We start from the raw sequence: 18,890 nt of genomic DNA on the forward strand, positions 1-18,890 counted from the left end.
TCAAAGCTTTTCATGCTACCAGCCATTTGCTCGGCCAGTTTTTTAATGTCAGATTGAGTAGTCATTGCTTATTCTCCTGTTAATGGATTATAAGCAGTTACACAGTTTTTAGGAAACTCCCCCACCAAAACGATGACTAAGAAACTGACTCACTTCTACAGCTTGATTAACTGAATTTGCTTATGTCCTAATTCAACTGCAACGACCCTTTCGCATTCATCAACAGCTCAACCACATCATCACCGCTAATCACTTCAAAGCGCTTGTCGATATCTGACTCTTCTACACCGTTGTGTTTCATACAAGCGCCGCAGACCAATACTTGGCCACCTTTTTCGATAAAGGCTTCTAGTACCTCACCAGCTGGCTCGAACGGATCGCCGATATCTACATTGTCTAGCGCGTTTGGTTTTGCCAGATGCACCGCATCCACCATTAATATCACAGTAGCAGAATGGCCTTTTTTCAGTGCCACGCCTGCCATGGTAAATGCTAAAGTAATTTTGCTTGGGTTTGATTCGCTATTATCAAATAACGTGCCGACATAATCTGTTGTATTAGCCATATTATTCTCCTTATAAGACTATATTTGTTTTATCTGAGTATGTACTCACTACTATCCTAACATTTATTATATATATTTATATAATGAGTTGTTATGAAATAGTAGCTATAAGGTTGCTTGCTTGTACCATCTGTTAAATAAATTAAAAGTAATGGATTTCTAGCTTATAAAGTTAAGTTAGTCAGCTGTATCGACAGGCGGCCACGGACGATCAGCATCACTTTTGATCCATTCAGCCACGTAACCTTTTGGCGGTAGATCCCAATCAGACTGGCCCAGTGCAGCCAGTACTTGTGCCGTGTCGATCACTCTACCACCCTTTGTCACACCAGTACGCAGTAGTCCAGATGAGCAGGGCTGTCCTTTGACCCACATTGATTGTTCGATATAGAGCCAGCGCGCGTCGATACCTACGATTTTGGTCTTGAGTGTGACTTTTTGAAAGGCGCGAATACGCTTACGGTATTGGATAGTGCTGCCAGCGATGACCAAGCCCCAGCGTTGTTTTAACAATTGCTTGCCAAGACCAGTCCGTACTGCAAAGTCCATACGACCCAAATCATAAAGCGTAAACACGCGGCCGTTATTCATCTCCAAAAAATTATCTATATCGGATAAGCGGCAGCGAAACTGAATTTCACTGGTGTCCTTGAGCGCCAAAGTATCGCCCTTTTTTGCTTTTAGGGCAGCATGAGCGATGGTGCTAGCATAACGGATAAATGGGTACATAAAACACTCTCAAAAGGTTATAAACGTTGGCGTTATTATTTTGTCATTGATGACAGTGATTATTTATTGTCAGAGACCACGTCCTGAGAAGGTTCGCTAGTAGAAGCCACACCAATCCAACTAAAATAAGCGCTGACCGTCTCAGGTATCCAGTTAATATCGAATTTTGAAGTCTTGGACTCTTTATCATTGGTAACAGACGATTTGCTTTTGGAATGACCGTTGTCTGATCGATAACGTAGATAACCGATGTGACCACCATGCTCAGTATCTAAGATAGTGACACTATCAGAGACATCATTTGGCGTAGCAGTAAAGCCAATAAAAGGATCGTCCTTTGCACTGATTAATAGCAGAGGGTGAGTGACGTTGCGCAAATATGGCATTGCGGATGCAGTATGGTAATAGTCGTTTTTGGAGCGATATCCATGACGCGGCGCAGTAAAGATATCATCAAAATCACTGATACGATTGGCAGCTTTGATAGAGTTGATTTCATCTTGAGTGAGATCGTTCGCCAACGCTTTTTTGATAATTGGGTTAAGCAGATACGGCGTATAGATACGATGACTTAAAAAGCTGTGCATAGTAATAGCAGCTGAAGACATATCGACTGGCGCGGAGATAACAACGGCACCTTTACAAAGGACTTTGTCCTCATATTCGCCCATGTATTTGGCCAGTGCATTGCCACCTAACGAGACGCCAACCGCATAAATATTGGCATACTGCTCACGCAAATTCTGTAGCGCATGATGCACCTCATCAGTGTCGCCTGCGTTGTAGAACACTGTGCCACTGGCAGGAATACCGCCGCAACTGCGGAAATGTGCCACCACAAAATGCCAGCCTTGCGCGTGCATTTGATACGCCAGTGCGCGCGCATAATGACTGTCACTACTACCTTCCATGCCGTGGAAGAGGACAATCAATGGGGTTTGCTCAAGCTCACCATTTTTTGACGCTTCTATAGGGTGCGCATCATAAAAATCATAAGCAATATCACTCTCGTCCAATGAGTCTTTTTCGACCACGCGGCGGTAGGTGGGTGCCTTTGGCGCAAAAAACTTAGGTAAGATGCTTTGCAGATGTGGATTGGTTAGCCAAAATGGTGGCTTAAAAGGTGCTGGAGAAAAAGGTTTGGTTGAAGTTGACATATATTGGTCTTATTTAATAATCGTGGAAAAACAAATAGAGTAGCGTGGTAAGGTTTTTTTATCATAACGCCAGTACCTGTGAAAACCAATAATTTTCAGTGAACGCATGATTACTGAAAACAGTTATTGAAAACAGTTACTGAAAAATCTAACAAATAAATATATTGAAAGGAGAGCTGTCCAAAATTTGCGATGAGAGTAGTTAATCAGAAACTTTTAATCTTCTGGCTTATCCAATACTTGACCATCCATTGCTAAGCGCGCTTTTAAATTTTCGACATCTGCTTCAGCAAGTGTGGCGGTTAAGGTTACTTGCTTGCTATAGGCGACATCGTCGATATGACCGCCAAGGCTCTCTATCATATAGCGGCATTGCGCTTCAGTCGCAAATTCTGCCAGTATCTGAATCTGGGTCATCGGTACATAAGGGTTTAATATCATCTCGTCGACGGCCGCTTGAGCAGAGCCCGCATAAGCACGGGTAAGACCGCCAGCACCCAATTTGATACCACCGAAGTAACGCACCACGATGATAATCACGTTGCCGATCGACTTATGCTGCAGTACATTTAATATCGGTCGACCCGCTGTACCACTTGGCTCGCCATCATCATCGAAACCAGCACTAGTGGTGTTATCAGGGTCACCAATGATGTATGCCCAACAAAAATGCCGTGCATCAGGATATTGCTCGCGCAGTTGTTCCACGTGAAACATTGCTTGCTCGCGAGAGGTCACCGGGTAGGCGTAAGCGATAAACTCAGATTTTTTAATTTCGAGTCGCGTGGTAACGGCACGTTTTAGCGTTTGATAGCTCATATTTCATCAGGCTTAGGTTGGATATGTTAAACTGGTCTGACTTTCACTGGCTTTTGTATTGAGCACAGTGTTCATTTAATTTTTCATTATAGTACCATTTCTAACCATCGAAGATAACGAGCCGCTCACGGCTGAGTGCTGGCGTCGTTAGTTTCTGATTTAGGGCTGGTATAATAAAACCGATGGTAGTAAATAGTATGCGTTTAGATAAATTCATTAGTAAAGCCACCGAGCTGTCGCGCAAAGAGTCAAAAAAGATCATGCACGCAGGCGAGATTACCGTAAACGATCAAGTGGTTAAAGATCCTGGCCTACATGTCGATGTGGTCAATGATGATGTGATGTGGGCAGGCGAGCCGTTGTCGGTCGCTGCGGGCAATCGCTATATCTTGTTGTATAAGCCTGAAGGTTTCGAGTGCACGCTAAAAGTTAAAGAGTATCCAATCGTCACCGAACTGATTGCTGTACCAGAATTGGGTAGCCTGCGTATCGCTGGACGTCTCGATGTCGATACCACTGGCGCATTGCTCATGAGTGATGATGGCGGCTGGCTGCACCGTGTCACCAGTCCTAAGCACGAGCATGCAAAGGTATACGAGCTGACATTGGCAGATGCAATGGATAGTGATGCACAAGAAAAAGCTGTGAAAAAAGTCGCTGAAGGGATTTTATTAGAAGGCGACTATGAGCCGACCAAGCCAGCTATTCTTGAGTTCATTGATGAAAAACATGCACGTCTGACATTAGAGCAGGGCAAATACCATCAGGTCAAACGTATGATGGGTTACTTTGGTAATCGAGTCACTGAGCTGCACCGTGCCAGTATCGGTCATATCAATCTAGAAGGCCTAGAAAAAGGCGACAGCCGTTTCTTAACGCCAGAAGAAGTTGCCAAGTTTTAATAAATGAGCACTGAAACTATTAAGCTTTAGCCTTAGTATTTATCTTGAAACTATCGTTTTAAACCAATTAGCAGCCGCTACTTAGTGTGCTGCTTTTTGCGGTCTGCTATATTGTATTTATGTCTACTACCTACCTGTATTGCCTATCTCTTAAAGCTAAGTAGCAGTTTTGCGACATTAGCCATTTAGTGCTTTGCAAAACTATCCCATATGCTACAGTCTTTTTTATCTATATTTTTATGATAGACAATGTTTAAACCAATTCCAAAAAGCTGACTAATCAGAAAATGTATTGCTACCTTTGAGTTAGTAATAGCTTTGGAATTGGTCTTAATATCGAAAACTGCCATTATTAAAAACTGCCATTATTAAAAACCAGATAGGAATCTCTCTGTGACACTACCTGTATGTAAGTCCGCTAGCCTAATCAGCATCATACTATTAGCAACTACTGCTTGCGCTCAGCCAAGTTCGGCAGATGCCAACAGTAATAACGTAACGCAAAGCACTGCAAGTTCGCAAGTAGCTCAAGCAGTAAGTGCAGCTGTTGATAAGCGATTGCGCCAAGTACTGACCCAAGCAGGCATCAAAACACAGATTACTTCTATTGTGCCATCCAAACTGCCCAATATGTATCAAGTGAATTTGGCCGGCCAGTTGCCGCTGCACATCACCGAAGATGGTCGTTACGTCGTTCAGGGTGAGCTACAGAAAAACCCAAGTAAGCAAGTTATCACTAAAACGCCAGTACGTAGCACGAGTGCGCAAGTAGGTAAACCTGTCAGTGCTTCAGTCAAGTCTGACATGCTAGCAAATATGGCTGCGCTTAAGAACATGAGCGCTAAAACGCCATTCTTTTATACCGCAGTACCGGGTGTTATCTGGGGAGCAACGCTAGAAGGCGTGCCGTTTTTACTATCGGACGATGCGCAGTATATTACCGATGGTGAAATATCAGTCATCGAAAACGGTCAATTTATCGGCCTCGATGAGAACTTTGAAAAACGTAAAAACCAGTCTGTGTTTGCGTCATTGGACAAAAGCCAGCTGATTACTTATCCAGCAACCACTACTGAGAGAGCCGTTATCTATCTGATGACGTGAATTGCCCTTATTGCCGCCGATTACATCAGCAAGTCCCCTCACTCAATGCAAAAGGCGTACAGTCAATGTTATCGGCTATCCGATATATGAGGCGTCACCAAAGCAGATGCGTGGTATCTGGTGCCAAGCGGATGAAGACAGTCGTCATCAGGCATTTGACAAAGCGATGCTACAGGGTGAAATGACGCCTGCATCAGCAAGTTGTACAGTTGACCATGTAACACCCAATCGTGAAAAAGCAGCTGGACTCGCGGTAATGGCGACGCCTGCCATCTATCGTGAAGATGGCGTGCTATATCAAGCGAGTTTTGAGAGTCCAGAATTTCTAGAATTCTTGGGTGTTGAATAATCGATTGGTAGGGTTAAGTGCTTCAGTAATTCAAAAATTTAAGATATTGGACTGCTAGTCAAAGTAAAAAAACCGCCTTGTGAATCAGTTCATAGGGCGGTTTTTTATGGTTCTATTCAGACGTTTTTGCATATCAGAAGCTGTCTTAAATAATTTATGGTAAGACGATATCAACGATTTTCCAATTGATAAGCCCTTCACGCTGCATCTCGATAGTAAGAGGATAGCCTTTTACCTGACCACTAATACTAAAACAATTGATACCGCAGTAGCTAAGCGTTGGCTTTTCACTGTCATTGCCTTGGGCGACTTGCTGCTCAAGTTCGGCAGCTTGTTTTTTCATGACTTGCTGCATTTGGCTTTTGACCACGGCATCGACATCACCGCGCTGAATAATTAAGCTCTGAATTAGGTTTTTCAAGTCGACTTGATCGCTAGCGATGGCCCATGCTGCAGCTAGCTCTTTGGTTGCTGTATTGGCTTGACCTTGGGTATTAATCACCTTTTCGATATTCTGCGGTGTGATGGCACCTTCAACTGCCTGCGCGATAAAACCATTCGCGGCTTGGGTCAACGGCTCACCGCCCAATTCAGAAATTAATGGATATTTAGTCATTGTCGTCGCAAATTGGCTGGTTAGCTGGTTTTGAACGCTTGGTCGCACTTGCTCATAATCAATAGCCGCTGCGATAGTGGCACCGTCTTTATCGTCATAAGCGTTTTTGAGCTGATAAGCGCTGTAATAAGGCGAGCCTGCATATACTGCTACCGCAATGATGATTAATAGAATAACCAGCTTTTTCATAAGACTTGATACCTTGTCGCAAGCGTCATCACTATGAGTATAAATGACCGTAGATGTGGCGGTAAATATTAGCACGACTGGGCACCGCTCAGGTACGAAAAGCTTTGCAGTAACCTTAATGAATCGTTTGGCTTTTGCCGCAACAATGCCAACTGCTAATTTCATCATTTAAGAGCTTGATAAATCAGCAGACCATCTCCATAAATAGCGCAAACTTTTTATAATTGATTTGGCTAAGCAGCCTTCACCGTATTTGTTGGTTAAGTCTAAGCATTATGGTTCTATAGCATGGTGAGTTGTTGTGTTTCATGTGAAACGTTATATATATCTGATGGCTAAGAATCACGAATAAGATTAAGACAATTATCAATTGAGCTGATGACTTGACGAGCCGGTGTGGCTGTAAAGACGATAGGAGAGAGCATGAGTAAGCGCGATTTTTATGAAATATTAGGTGTCAGCAAGACCGCTGACAGCAAAGAAATTAAGCGAGCCTACCGTAAGCTTGCCATGAAATACCATCCAGATCGCAACTCTGATGATCCTGATTCGGAAGACAAATTCAAAGAAGCTTCAATGGCTTATGAAGTATTGAGCGACGAAGAGAAACGTTCAGCCTACGACCGTATGGGCCATGCAGCCTTTGAAAACGGCATGGGTGGCGGCGGCTTCGGCGGCGCAGGTGGCGGTAACTTCCAAGATATCTTTGGTGATATCTTTGGTAACTTCGGTGATATCTTCGGTCAGCAGCGTGGCGGCGGCGGTGGGCGTTCGCGTCGCGGCTCTGACTTGCGTTATGTGATTGAGCTGACATTAGAAGAAGCTGTACGTGGCTGCAAAAAAGAAATCAGTTTCACGGCTCCTGCGCCTTGTGATACCTGTGATGGTAAAGGGGCAAAAAATGCTTCTGATGTGGTTACCTGTCAGACTTGTCATGGCCAAGGTCAAGTACGTATGCAGCAAGGTTTCTTTGCGGTACAGCAAGCTTGTCCTCATTGCGGCGGTACGGGTAAGCAGATCAAAAACCCTTGTTCGGACTGTCATGGCAATGGCGTAAAAGACAAATCACGCACCTTAGAAGTCTCTATCCCTGCAGGCGTCGATGATGGTGATCGTGTTCGTCTAGCTGGCGAAGGTGAAGCGGGCGGTGCTGGCGTACAAAACGGCGATCTATATGTCGAAGTACGCGTCAAACAGCACAATGTATTCACCCGTCAAGGTGCTGACCTATATATGGATGTGCCAGTAAGCATCACTGATGCAGCATTGGGTAAAGAAGTCGAAATCCCAACCTTAGATGGCAAAGTAAAAATCAAAGTGGCAGAAGGTACGCAAAGCGGTAAGTTGCTGCGTGTACGCGGCAAAGGTGTGACGCCAGTCCGTACTACTATGAAAGGTGACTTGATTTGCCGTGTGGTTATCGAAACGCCAGTAAATCTAACTCGTGAGCAAAAAGACTTATTACGCCAATTCCAAGACACGTTGGATGACGACAGTAAGCATCAACAGTCACCACATAAAAAGTCATTCTTCAAGAAAATCGGCGACTTATTCGATTAAGAAATAATCTAACTAAGTAGCTAGTATTAAACTAAGCCCAAAGGTTTCATGTGAAACCTTTGGGCTTTTTATTGATGGTATAAAAAGCCATTCATGTGATGATATTTGCTAAACTTACGATAAATATGGTCAAAGATAATTTCACCAAATATAAAACATCTAAGGTAAAAGTATGAGCGAACAAGCAAATAATAAATCTATCAACGTTGGAGTAATCGGTGCAGGCGGCCGTATGGGTCGTATGCTCATCGAGGCAGTACAGAATAACCCGCAAACTACATTAAAAGCAGCGATTGAGCGTCAAGGCTCTAGCCTAGTCGGTGCTGATGCCGGCGAAGTTGCTGCTATCGGTCATTTAAATGTACAAATCGTTGATGACTTAGCCGCTGTGATTGCTGATATCGATGTACTGATTGATTTTAGCTTGCCTGACGCTACTGAAAAAAACATGCAAGTTTGTGCTGAGCATAACGTCGCTATGGTCATCGGGACGACAGGATTCAATGAACAGCAAGAACGAGTACTGGCAAAAGCAAGTGAGAAAATCACTATCGTATATGCGGGTAACTATTCGACAGGCGTTAATTTATCATTGAAGCTACTCGGTATGGCTGCCAAAGCGTTTGGTAATGATGCTGATGTAGAAATCATCGAAGCCCATCATAAACACAAAATCGATGCGCCTTCTGGTACGGCATATATGATGGCCGAAGCCGTCGCAGAAGCACGCGGACAAAACCTAAAAGACGTTGCTATTTATGGCCGCGAAGGACAAACGGGCGAGCGCGAATCTGGGACAATCGGTATCCACGCGGTACGTGGTGGCGAAATCGTAGGCGACCATACTGTGATGTTTATCGCAGATGGCGAAGTGGTCGAGATTACCCATCGTGCGCGTGCGCGCATGACATTTGCCGCGGGTGCCGTACGTGCCGCAACTTGGGTTGTTGAGCAGGAAGTAGGTCAGTACAACATGCAAGATGTACTTGGATTAAGTGACTAACGACTATTTATAGTTAATAGTTGATGATTGACTATAGCGTTATGACTGATGGCTCGATGACTTAATAGCAGCAAGGGAGCGGGTATGAATAGTATCAAACGTTATGTTAAACATAAAATGATTAGTGCTATTTGTACCATCAACCTTACGAGCCGTGTATGTCTGTCTGTTGGTGCACTGAGTCTAGCGGTTCTACCAATTACCGTACAAGCCAGCACCTCTCAAACCTATGTTATCCATACTTATGGCGGGGCTAGCCTACTACCTGCAGTAAGGCAGCAATTAAATAGTAGCGCAGACGGTGGTACGGTGACTACGTATCAAGATAAATTGGTACTGCGGACGACGGCACGCAATTATGAGGCGGTACAGCAGTTGTTGTCTCAAATTGACCGTCAGCCACAGGCATTGACGGTCGCTGTACGTGTTGGCAATAGTAGTAGCGGGCAAGGTAGTATTCAGCAGGGTCAAGTCATTATCACCAATCGCGGTATTCAAGGTGCAGGGGTCATTAGTCAGCGTAGCAGCCAGCAGCAGGGTAATAATCTATATCAAGTACAAACACTATCTGGCAGTGCGGCGAGTATCAGCACAGGTACGATCTACTCGCTAACTCAAACCTACAATGCTAATAACTATTCAACTTATCATCGTTCAGCTAACGATAACTTCAAACCACAGATCGTGATTCAGCAGCAAATACTACTGCCAATGACACAAGGGATTGCTATCACACCAAGACTGTTGCCTAGCGGGCAGGTGGAAGTACAACTTTCCCAAGTGGAAGAAAGCTTAGTGCAGCCGAATTCACCTTATAATCAAATGAGTTCTACTGACAATTCTACTAGCAGTGCTAGTAATCCTGTTCGAGGTCAAAGATTGAACAGTACGATGATCGTGCCACGTGGACAATGGGTAACGATTGGACAGATTTCACAAAACTCAAGCAGTAGTACCAGTAACGGTAGCCGAACTATTAATAACAACAATAGCGTGCCTATTTCCTTACGAGTTGACTAGTTATGAAATCGTTACGTACAAAAAAGCGCGACACGAGTATTAACAACCGTGCCGCGCTTTTTTGTGGAACATTACAAATACTAGTCAATATAAACCACTTCGAGCGGTGGGAAACCATTGAACTCTACCGATGAGTAAGAGTTGGTATAAGCACCAGTGGTCAGCCAGTAGATTTTATCACCAATCTCAAGCTCTTCTGGTAGCTGATAACCCGCTTCTTCATACATGATATCGGTTGAATCACAGGTTGGGCCTGCCAATACCACAGTACCCTCGCTGGTAGACGTTTCCATCTTAGGCGTATAGACAGGGTACTTGATAGCTTCGCCTAGCGTTTCGATTAAGCCTTGGAATAGACCAACGTCGGTATATACCCAACGAGTCAAATCGGTATCTGACTTACGAGAGATCAGTACCACATCACTAACCAAGACACCTGAACCACCAACGAGTGAACGGCCTGGTTCTAAAATAATCTCAGGCATCTCATCATCATTATAATCATCAGTCAAATAGCTGGTAATCTCTTCTGCATAGACCTTAATAGGGTTGACTTCGCTGATGTAATTGGTCGGGAAGCCGCCACCCAAATTGATCATTTGTAGCTTGATACCTTCTTCGTTCTTCATCCAGTCAAACATATATTTAACTTTGGCTAATGCATCATCCCATGCAGCGACGTCTTTTTGCTGGCTACCGACGTGGAACGAGATACCATAAGGTACCAAGCCCAACTCGCGTGCTTGAACCAGTAGGTCGATTGCCATATTAGGATGACAACCAAACTTACGTGACAATGGCCATTCTGCTGTCTCTGAGCCTTGCACCAAGATACGCACAAATATTTTAGAGCCTGGAGCGTGTTTGGCAATGTTTTTTAGATCTGCTTCTGAGTCAGTCGCATATAGATCGATGCCTTTTTCAAAGGCATACTTAACATGTTCAGCTTTTTTGATGGTGTTGCCATATGAGATACGAGATGGCTCAACGCCGCAACCAAGCACGCGATCAAGCTCATAAATAGAGGCACAGTCAAAGTTAGAACCAAGGTTTGCTAGTAAATTGATTACTTCCACCGCAGGGCTAGCTTTCATTGCATAATGCAGTTTTGCATTAGGAAACAGACTTACCATTTCATGGTATTTGGTTTCGATACGACTAAGGTCAACTACCAAGACAGGCGTCTCGCGACCTTCAGCAGCCTTGGTAAATTTCTGCCAGCTGGCAGGTTCAAAATATTGGTCAATTTTGATCATTGTCATAGTAGTAAACCTTTTGTGGAAACTGTATCGGTTAGAAAAATTATCGCCAAACGGTGAATGCTAAATATTAACACTCACTGTGACGTAACTATGTGAAGGATAAAGACGAAATAAAAAAGATAAGAATAAAGAGTAGGGCTTTAAGAATTGACGGCTTGTGTCTGTTTTTCTGCTGATTGAGCTTCTTGCTTTTCGCGTATTTTAAGAACTTTGCGAACTTTATCACGAGCACGAGTCTGTTTAAGACGAGACAAGTAGTCAACGAAGATTACGCCATTTAGGTGATCCATTTCATGCTGGATACAAACAGCAAGCAGTCCTTCGACTACTTCATCGATGACCTCACCGTTACCGTCTAACGCTTCAATACGGACTTTATTAGGACGCTCGACCTTGTCATAGACATCAGGTACAGATAAGCAGCCTTCTTCATACGGTTGCTTTTCTTCTACCAGTGGCGTGACTTTTGGATTGATAAAAACTCTAGGAGAGCTTTTGTCTTCAGACAAATCCATAACGATAAGCTGAATATGATGATCCACTTGACTGGCTGCAAGACCAATGCCTTGAGCATCATACATCGTCTCGATCATGTCTGCGATTAAGGTTTTGATTTCAGCAGTCACTTCCTTGACAGGCTTGGCGATGGTACGCAAGCGAGGATCTGGGTAACTTAAGATAGGGAGTAGTGCCATAACGCTCACCTCAAAGATAAGGACAAAATAGGGTTGATATTATAAGATAAATGGGGACAAAAGTAATGCTTATCAATACTTTCGCAGTCATATGATGCTATATGCATATAGAAAGACTAAATTTTGATGATAAATGGCATAAAAAAGCCCTGCTTAATGCAAGGCTTTGTTTATATAGTATTTTAATTAGCTAATAATCATTTATGACCAAACTATGTACGGTTTATAACTAATTATGCACGGCGTTTATTGACAATCATTTCATATAAGAACAGTAAGATAATTGCACCAATTACTGAGAAAATAAGACCAGTGAAACCACCATCAGCATTGATTCCGATTAGGCCAGCTAAGAAACCACCTAACATTGCACCAACGATACCCAATACGATAGTCATAATCCAACCCATAGGGTCGTTACCTGGTTTAATAGCACGTGCTAATAGACCTGCGACTAAACCTACAATAATCATCCAAATAAAGCTCATGTTATTCTCCTAATATTATTAATATTTATAATGTGTTACAAGTTTTGATAAATCTATTGTAAACACTCCCTGAACGCAAAAGTAAGCATAAAATGTTACTACTGTAGGGGCTATGTGAGGAAAAAGTCCGATTTGCTATTGAGTAAGAGCAATAAGTAAACGAAAGGTTACAAAGGTAGCAGTGGTGCTAACAGCGTTTATCAACGTGGTACTTGTAAGGCTGAATCCATATAATGAAGACATATAAATATTAGAAATAAAAAACGCAGCCATCTATTAGATGAGCTGCGTTTGTGTATAAAAGAATGAGAAGAGCTGTCTCTTTATAAGAGCTGCTTTTTTATCTTAATTAGAAGCGTTAGCCGTTATGTAATGCGGTTAATAAACGCTGATGAATCCCTTCAAAACCGCCATTCGACATGACCACAATCGCATCACCTGCTTTTGCATGACTGCTAATATGCTCAATGATATCATCAATGCTTGATAGCACTTGTTGGTTACCGATAGCGTCGCTAGTAGCCTTAGCTTGTTCGATGACCTCTTTTAAGCCCCATTCCAAACCAGTAGGCTCGTACCATAATGTGTAGTCAGCAAGTGCCGCTGATTGAGCCAAGCTGTCTTGATGAATGCCCATTTTCATGGTATTGCTACGCGGCTCAATGATAGCCCAAATACGTCTATCCGCCAGCTTCTTTTTGGCACCATCTAATGTGGTTGTAATAGCTGTTGGATGATGGGCAAAATCATCAAAGACTAAGATGTCATTGACGTCGCCAATCAGCTCCATCCGGCGCTTGATACCAGCGAAATCTGATAAAGCAGCACAGGCAGTCTCAACACTGACGCCAACGTCATGTGCTGCAGCCACAGCAACTAATGCATTGTTGACGTTATGGATGCCGCTCATTGACCAGTTTACAACGGCAGAGGCATCTTCATTAGCGGCAAAACTGACTTTGAACTGGCTACCGTCTTCTTGAATCAGCTCAGCCTGCCAATCGCTACTATCTTTCAGAGCACGCGCATTTTCGCTAGTATCAGCTAAAGTAGAGTCGATGACGGCAGTACGCCAGATAGGTGTCCAAACCCCTTTCGCTAGCGTATCTTCTAAACTGATGGTCGCGGCTGGCATAATGATTTTGCCAGTGCTTGGAATCATACGCACCATATGGTGGAACTGAGTTTGTATTGCATTGAGATCCGCAAAGATATCTGCATGATCAAACTCAAGGTTATTCAAAATAGCAGTACGCGGACGATAGTGAACGAACTTCGAACGCTTGTCAAAAAACGCAGAATCGTACTCATCTGCTTCAATCACGAAGTAACCAGATTTATCATCATCGCTTTTATCAGCGCCCAAATAGCTGCTGTGCGCAAACACTTGCTGTAAGTGCTCGTCAGTCGTATCAACTAATGGCACACCGCCAATCAAAAACCCTGTATCGATACCAGCATAATGTAATATCCACGCAAGCATAGTCGTGGTTGTAGTTTTACCATGCGTACCTGCAACGGCGATTACGTGACGTGACTGCAATACTTGCTCAGATAAAAACTGCGGACCTGAGGTATAGCGCAAGCCATTATCTAGCATATACTCAATCACATCCATGCCGCGCTTCATCGCGTTCCCAACGACGACTAAGTCTGGCGTTGGTTGCAAATGTTCTACTAGGTAGCCCTCTTCTATAGTCACGCCAGCATTTTCGAGCTGAGTGGACATAGGAGGATAGACATTGGCATCTGAACCCGTAACCGTATGCCCAAGCGCACGTGCTAGCAATGCCAGTGAGCCCATAAAAGTACCACAAATACCAAGGATATGAATATGCATAGACGTTCCGTACGCGCTTGAATGAAAAGAATAGAGAGCTGATAAAATAAAGTATGAAGTGCCTAGCTGTCATCAGTAAAAATAACCACTTTGATAAACAATGATCAACCTATCAGCTTGGCAAACAAGCAATCATTGTAAAGTAAACCCTGTTCGATGACCAATAAAAAACGCCTAACAAGTAGGCGCTATGTAGCTAATGTAATTTGGTCGTTTTAGTATGTAGAGATACGCCAACTAACAGTCAGCATGATGACGCTTTTATTTGCGAGATAACGTATAGTCATCCTCTAAATTATCGTGCTCATCGATCCGTATCAAATGGTTGTCTTGGATATGGTAGGTTTCGATATTTTTCCCTTCATAGACAATGGTGATTTTGTCATTGTCTTGTCGGTAGATGCCCGATTCGAGTAGAGGTGTTTTTGGTTTTTCAGGATTATGATAATAACTTGTTTTTAGTACGGAACCATCAGCGAATAAGTTCAATGTAACGTCGATACTGTCGCAATCTATACAAGAGACCATGCCGCCATAATCGCCCATCAATGTTGCTTGCAGCATACTGCTTTTTGCTTCTGATCGCTCCATAGAGCTGTCTACATAGGTATCTTTATTTGACTGAGCAGCAGCAATTAATGATTGCCCTTCCACCATTTCGCCTGTTTCATCATCATTCGCTAGCTCAGCATTCCTAGCGTTGTCATCTTGCAATGATTGTGAAGCATCTTGCGACTCAGAACCAGTCGACGCGAACGTAGATACCATGTCTTTATCGGTATTGGACGAGGCACTATCACAGCCTACGAGTAGCACGCATAGTGACGCTACAAGTAACGAAGGACGCCAGCGTTTTACGATAGCAAGCGTAGTAGAGCAAACGGGAGCAAAATATATCATGGTCATACCAAAAACAGTTTTTAACAAGTATTTTTCAAGCTCATCTATACTATCGACAACGTAAAGCCATTGTCAAAGATAAGGATAATAAGGCATGGGCGCGTAGTAATAATATAAATTAAGAACTTGATAGCATTATCTTATATTCAAAATACAGATAGCTTATGAGTAGAAAGCGACAAATATCTAATGCTTATCTGTTTATAAGGCAAGCTGACTAAAGATATCAAAGGCTTGATAATATCTCTGTGGGCTTTTTGTTGTTGCCCATATGTCTAAAAGGAATAAGTTGACATTAGCGATACCTGTTGGTAAGGCTAATATGGGTTGTAAGGGCGGGTTAATAGTAGACAAAAAAACAGACATTGTATCGAAGATAGCAATGTCTGTTTTAAAAGTAGAACTAGGAAAGCTAACGTTTTATTGAGTCATACGATCTTAATTAGCAGATTTTACGATACGCATTAATATCAACACATGTACGATTAGCAGCACACTAAATAGAATCAACGACTGCTCAGGAATACTTAATCCCATAAGCGTCCAATCAACAGAAGCGCATTCGCCAGAGCCAGCAAATACTTCCTTGAATACTTGTAGAATAGGGAGGGTATCAAGCCAATAGTTCAGTCCTGGACCACAAGAAGGTACTTGGTCAGCAGGCAAATGTTGCAGCCATACATGGCGTGCTGCTACCGCAGTTGCCCAGCCGATACCTACTAGACTACCAAGCCATAGCAGTAGTCTTATCACTTTAGATTTAGGATTAAACAACGCTGATATCAGGGCGAATCCGCCCATGACGATTAGACCAACACGCTGAAAAATACAGAGTGGGCAAGGTGAAAGTCCTAAATGACGCTGTAAATAAAACAGCGCAAAGCTCATGCCTATCACGGCCATTATCACCAAAAATACTTGCAGGTTACGGTAAGTGGTTAGCTGTCGCATTGTGCGGTTACTCTTATGGGTTTATCTATAATAGATGTAGGGTAGCAATCAAGATTAAGCAGTCAAAATTTCACAGTCAGACTTTAACAATGAGGACTTAGTAATTAATAACTAGCAACTTAGCGATACTGCTGTAAAAATTCCGCAAAGTCTTCTGTTTCAGACTGCTCAATCTCAGCTTGCTGTAAGATAGATTTTTCTGCCAATACTTCGTATTTAGCTTGAGTGTTTGGACTAAGTGTCTGCTGTAATAAAGACTCGCGATGCTGCTGAGCCAACGTAAATCCAAGCTGCCATAAGCTGCCTAAGCGTTTACTGTCGGAATTTACTTGTGCAGAGATAGTCGACTCAGAGTGTCCTGCTTTGCCTTGCATTAATGCTACGGCCGCGCGGTAATCGTTACCACCGTAGTGAGCATCAAGCAATGCAGCAAGCGGCTGCATACGCTCTAGATGCGTGAGCATCCAGCTTTCGAGTGACTGCTCTTGGCCATTATTGATAATATGCAAGTCATCACGGCGACCTTCATTGACCACACGCTCAAGATTGATAGCGAGCGTGTCTTCTTCTTCAGGTAGCAGGTCTGGTGAGTCACTGAACAGACAATACAGCGCCATCACTTCCAAGAAGCAAGCACTAGAGAGGCGAATACCTACGTCACTATATGGGTCAAGATCGATAGCACGGAACTCGACATAGGCGATACCACGACGCTCAAGCGCTTCGGTTGGTGTTTCACCGCTCATTGCGATTTGTTTAGGACGAATAGGGCTGTAGTACTCATTTTCTATCTGCAGAATATGATTGTTGATTTGGATCGGGTTACCATCTTCGTCTTCTAAGCCAAGCTTAGCAAAGCTTTCGTGCGGTGTTTGGATGGCACGGCGCAGACCATCGACATACTCTGGCAGATAGTTATAACGGATATCAAGCTGCTCTTGCACGCTATTGGTATAGCCAAGCTTGCCCATACGTAGGCTAGTCGCAGCAGGTTTGTAATAGGTCGAATCATTGAGCAGTTCTAAATCGTGCTCACGCCCTGCCAAGAAACAAGGACATACGCTCGGACTGGCACCCAGTAAATATAAAACAAGGCTGGTTAGACGTTTAAAGTTACGAATCAACCCTAGGTATTTTTCGTTTTTGAACTCTGTCAATGTTTGGCTTTGGGCAGTCGATGTTTTGGCTTGCCATGTCTCAAACAACGTATCACCAAAAGACAAGTTGTAATGCAGACCAGCAATCGTCTGCATACGGCGACCATAGCGGATACCAAGGCCACTACGATATAGGGTTTTTAGCTTACCCGTATTAGAGCTACCATAATCAGCTAGTGGGATATCTTCGTCTTTAGAAGACAACATGCAAGGCATCGATAATGGCCACATCAGCTCACCTTCAGGTATGCCCTGATAGACCAATACGTGCAATTGGCGCAGCATATTGAGGGTCTCTTTTGGTGAGGACTTTGGTTCAGTGATGAGCTCAAGCAGACTTTCTGAGTAATCGGTAGTGATAAAAGGGTGGGTAAGTTTTGACCCAAGTTTGGCTGGATGCGGGGTCTGTGCCAAGAAACCGTCAGGCTTTACTCGCAGGCCCTCTTTTTCAATACCGCGGAGCATACCCGTTAAGTGTTGGCTATCAAACCAATTAGGGATTTCGAAATTAACAAAGCTACTCGCAAAAATACTCATAATCGTCATCTATTGTTATTTATTATGGCGGATCAAAACACGATAAGCGTTTGTCCATAAAATAGGTAAATGTTAGGTCAATAATTCCGTCAGTTTAGCTCAAAGCTGCCTTGAAAACCACGGACAATTACAAATACGATAAGCTTTAGGCAAAGCGATTTGTGAGGATTTTGACCCTGTTTTTAATACAAATTCATCTCGAATATAGCGTTATTCTGGCCAGACATTTTGATAAAAAAAGCATCTACCTGAGAGATAGATGCTTTGTTCATTATGCCTACAAGCCATTTGACATAGTATTGGCACACTATCGCATTATCTTAATAACCATAGCGCGACCGCGTCTATTTAGCTTATATAGAGAATGACGAACCGCAGCCGCAAGTGGTCGTGGCATTTGGATTGGTCACCACAAAACGTGCCCCTTCCAGTCCTTCAGTATAGTCAACGGTAGAGCCTTGCAAGTATTGATAGCTTAGCGAATCGACGACTAACGTCACATCTCCATTATCAAAATTGGCATCGTCTTCGTTTAGATCGTTGGCAAAGTTAAACCCATAAGAGAAACCAGAACAACCGCCACCCGTCACATAGACACGTAGCATAAGATCGCTATCGCCTTCTTCTTCACGTAGACGGCGTACTTTTTGCGCCGCACTATCAGTTAGGCTTAATACGGTTGGGTCTACTGGCTGGCTTGAGCTTGGACTAAATTGGTTGGCTGATTCGTTCATATCTACCTCAGTTGCTAGGATCAAATGCGGTCGTCGTCCTGTTTGGGTTTGCAATAGGGTACTTGCAAATAAAGATACGCACGGCGTTTGATTTAATTGGGTGCTGTCATTATGGCAAAGCTATTGGTGCATTATAAGCTGTTTGTACAATTTCAAAATAGTATTTGTGCCACCACAACGTTTTATTGGCTCTATTGATAGTGGGTACTTATCTTTTATCAGTATATCATAATGGGGGTGCTAATTCGTTTGTCAAGAGTGATGTAACTACTGAATTTTACTAATGAATAGCAGTGATCTAATTTTGATATTG

19 protein-coding genes are annotated in these 18,890 nt (G+C 43.2%); 6 read left to right on the top strand and 13 right to left on the bottom strand.

The window, feature by feature from the left end:
- Window positions 1–187 precede the first annotated feature (187 nt).
- The 4 genes from JMY00_RS04210 to JMY00_RS04225 all read right to left on the bottom strand — a co-directional run bounded on the left by JMY00_RS04210 (window position 188) and on the right by JMY00_RS04225 (window position 3,270).
- Complete coding sequence (locus tag JMY00_RS04210) at window positions 188–565, bottom strand: DsrE family protein (RefSeq protein WP_201572180.1); 378 nt, start codon at window positions 563–565, stop codon at window positions 188–190.
- A gap of 177 nt (window positions 566–742) precedes the next feature.
- Window positions 743–1,294 (bottom strand): acyl-CoA thioesterase, encoded by a 552-nt coding sequence (locus JMY00_RS04215; RefSeq protein ID WP_201579239.1) that lies wholly within the window; start codon window positions 1,292–1,294, stop codon window positions 743–745.
- Between the two features lie 59 nt (window positions 1,295–1,353).
- The gene (locus JMY00_RS04220) at window positions 1,354–2,451 is read right to left on the bottom strand and encodes an alpha/beta fold hydrolase (protein WP_201579240.1); all 1,098 of its coding nucleotides are present in this window, start codon (window positions 2,449–2,451) and stop codon (window positions 1,354–1,356) included.
- Between the two features lie 216 nt (window positions 2,452–2,667).
- Window positions 2,668–3,270 (bottom strand): YigZ family protein, encoded by a 603-nt coding sequence (locus tag JMY00_RS04225; protein WP_201579241.1) that lies wholly within the window; start codon window positions 3,268–3,270, stop codon window positions 2,668–2,670.
- 197 nt (window positions 3,271–3,467) lie between these two features.
- Here JMY00_RS04225 and JMY00_RS04230 point away from each other — a divergent pair, with 197 nt between their 5' ends.
- The 3 genes from JMY00_RS04230 (at window position 3,468) to JMY00_RS13600 (ending at window position 5,625) form a co-directional block, all read left to right on the top strand.
- Entirely contained in the window at window positions 3,468–4,172 is a 705-nt protein-coding gene (locus JMY00_RS04230) for a 16S rRNA pseudouridine(516) synthase (protein WP_102091327.1), read from the top strand.
- A gap of 393 nt (window positions 4,173–4,565) precedes the next feature.
- The gene (locus tag JMY00_RS04235; RefSeq protein WP_240990645.1) at window positions 4,566–5,276 is read left to right on the top strand and encodes a disulfide isomerase DsbC N-terminal domain-containing protein; all 711 of its coding nucleotides are present in this window, start codon (window positions 4,566–4,568) and stop codon (window positions 5,274–5,276) included.
- Window position 5,277: 1 nt separating this feature from the next.
- Entirely contained in the window at window positions 5,278–5,625 is a 348-nt protein-coding gene (locus JMY00_RS13600) for a hypothetical protein (RefSeq protein WP_240990646.1), read from the top strand.
- 154 nt (window positions 5,626–5,779) lie between these two features.
- Here the strand turns inward: JMY00_RS13600 and JMY00_RS04240 are convergent, their stop codons facing one another.
- Entirely contained in the window at window positions 5,780–6,598 is an 819-nt protein-coding gene (locus JMY00_RS04240) for a DUF2939 domain-containing protein (RefSeq protein WP_240990647.1), read from the bottom strand.
- Window positions 6,599–6,853: 255 nt separating this feature from the next.
- On the opposite strand from JMY00_RS04240, the gene dnaJ reads away from it, so the two are divergent.
- The 3 genes from dnaJ (at window position 6,854) to JMY00_RS04255 (ending at window position 10,013) form a co-directional block, all read left to right on the top strand.
- Complete coding sequence (gene dnaJ / locus JMY00_RS04245; RefSeq protein ID WP_057757637.1) at window positions 6,854–7,990, top strand: molecular chaperone DnaJ; 1,137 nt, start codon at window positions 6,854–6,856, stop codon at window positions 7,988–7,990.
- Window positions 7,991–8,162: 172 nt separating this feature from the next.
- Window positions 8,163–8,993 carry a 4-hydroxy-tetrahydrodipicolinate reductase gene (dapB, locus tag JMY00_RS04250; protein WP_201579242.1) on the top strand — a complete coding sequence of 277 codons (831 nt, stop codon included), beginning with the start codon at window positions 8,163–8,165 and terminating at the stop codon, window positions 8,991–8,993.
- Between the two features lie 84 nt (window positions 8,994–9,077).
- On the top strand, window positions 9,078–10,013 hold the full coding sequence (locus JMY00_RS04255) for a hypothetical protein (RefSeq protein ID WP_201579243.1): 936 nt from the start codon (window positions 9,078–9,080) through the stop codon (window positions 10,011–10,013).
- 80 nt (window positions 10,014–10,093) lie between these two features.
- Here JMY00_RS04255 and JMY00_RS04260 read toward each other — a convergent pair whose 3' ends face one another.
- The 8 genes from JMY00_RS04260 to erpA all read right to left on the bottom strand — a co-directional run bounded on the left by JMY00_RS04260 (window position 10,094) and on the right by erpA (window position 18,577).
- Entirely contained in the window at window positions 10,094–11,269 is a 1,176-nt protein-coding gene (locus JMY00_RS04260) for a type III PLP-dependent enzyme (protein WP_201579328.1), read from the bottom strand.
- A 146-nt stretch (window positions 11,270–11,415) separates the two neighbouring features.
- The gene (def, locus tag JMY00_RS04265; protein WP_057757649.1) at window positions 11,416–11,970 is read right to left on the bottom strand and encodes a peptide deformylase; all 555 of its coding nucleotides are present in this window, start codon (window positions 11,968–11,970) and stop codon (window positions 11,416–11,418) included.
- A 233-nt stretch (window positions 11,971–12,203) separates the two neighbouring features.
- Window positions 12,204–12,458: a GlsB/YeaQ/YmgE family stress response membrane protein gene (locus JMY00_RS04270; protein WP_057757652.1), complete on the bottom strand. Its 255-nt coding sequence runs from the start codon at window positions 12,456–12,458 to the stop codon at window positions 12,204–12,206.
- A gap of 358 nt (window positions 12,459–12,816) precedes the next feature.
- Complete coding sequence (mpl, locus tag JMY00_RS04275; protein WP_201579244.1) at window positions 12,817–14,298, bottom strand: UDP-N-acetylmuramate:L-alanyl-gamma-D-glutamyl-meso-diaminopimelate ligase; 1,482 nt, start codon at window positions 14,296–14,298, stop codon at window positions 12,817–12,819.
- A 261-nt stretch (window positions 14,299–14,559) separates the two neighbouring features.
- Complete coding sequence (locus JMY00_RS04280; protein WP_201579245.1) at window positions 14,560–15,198, bottom strand: copper resistance protein NlpE N-terminal domain-containing protein; 639 nt, start codon at window positions 15,196–15,198, stop codon at window positions 14,560–14,562.
- A 438-nt stretch (window positions 15,199–15,636) separates the two neighbouring features.
- Complete coding sequence (locus JMY00_RS04285) at window positions 15,637–16,149, bottom strand: disulfide bond formation protein B (RefSeq protein WP_191114474.1); 513 nt, start codon at window positions 16,147–16,149, stop codon at window positions 15,637–15,639.
- Between the two features lie 119 nt (window positions 16,150–16,268).
- Window positions 16,269–17,843, bottom strand: a complete 1,575-nt coding sequence (gene gshA, locus JMY00_RS04290) for a glutamate--cysteine ligase (RefSeq protein WP_201579246.1) — start codon at window positions 17,841–17,843, stop codon at window positions 16,269–16,271.
- Window positions 17,844–18,196: 353 nt separating this feature from the next.
- A complete protein-coding gene (gene erpA / locus JMY00_RS04295) occupies window positions 18,197–18,577 on the bottom strand; it encodes an iron-sulfur cluster insertion protein ErpA (RefSeq protein WP_057757666.1) in 381 nt (126 codons plus the stop codon).
- Window positions 18,578–18,890 lie beyond the last annotated feature (313 nt).

The organism is Psychrobacter sp. Pi2-52 (assembly GCF_904846705.1).
In the GTDB taxonomy this organism is placed as follows: Bacteria; Pseudomonadota; Gammaproteobacteria; order Pseudomonadales; family Moraxellaceae; genus Psychrobacter.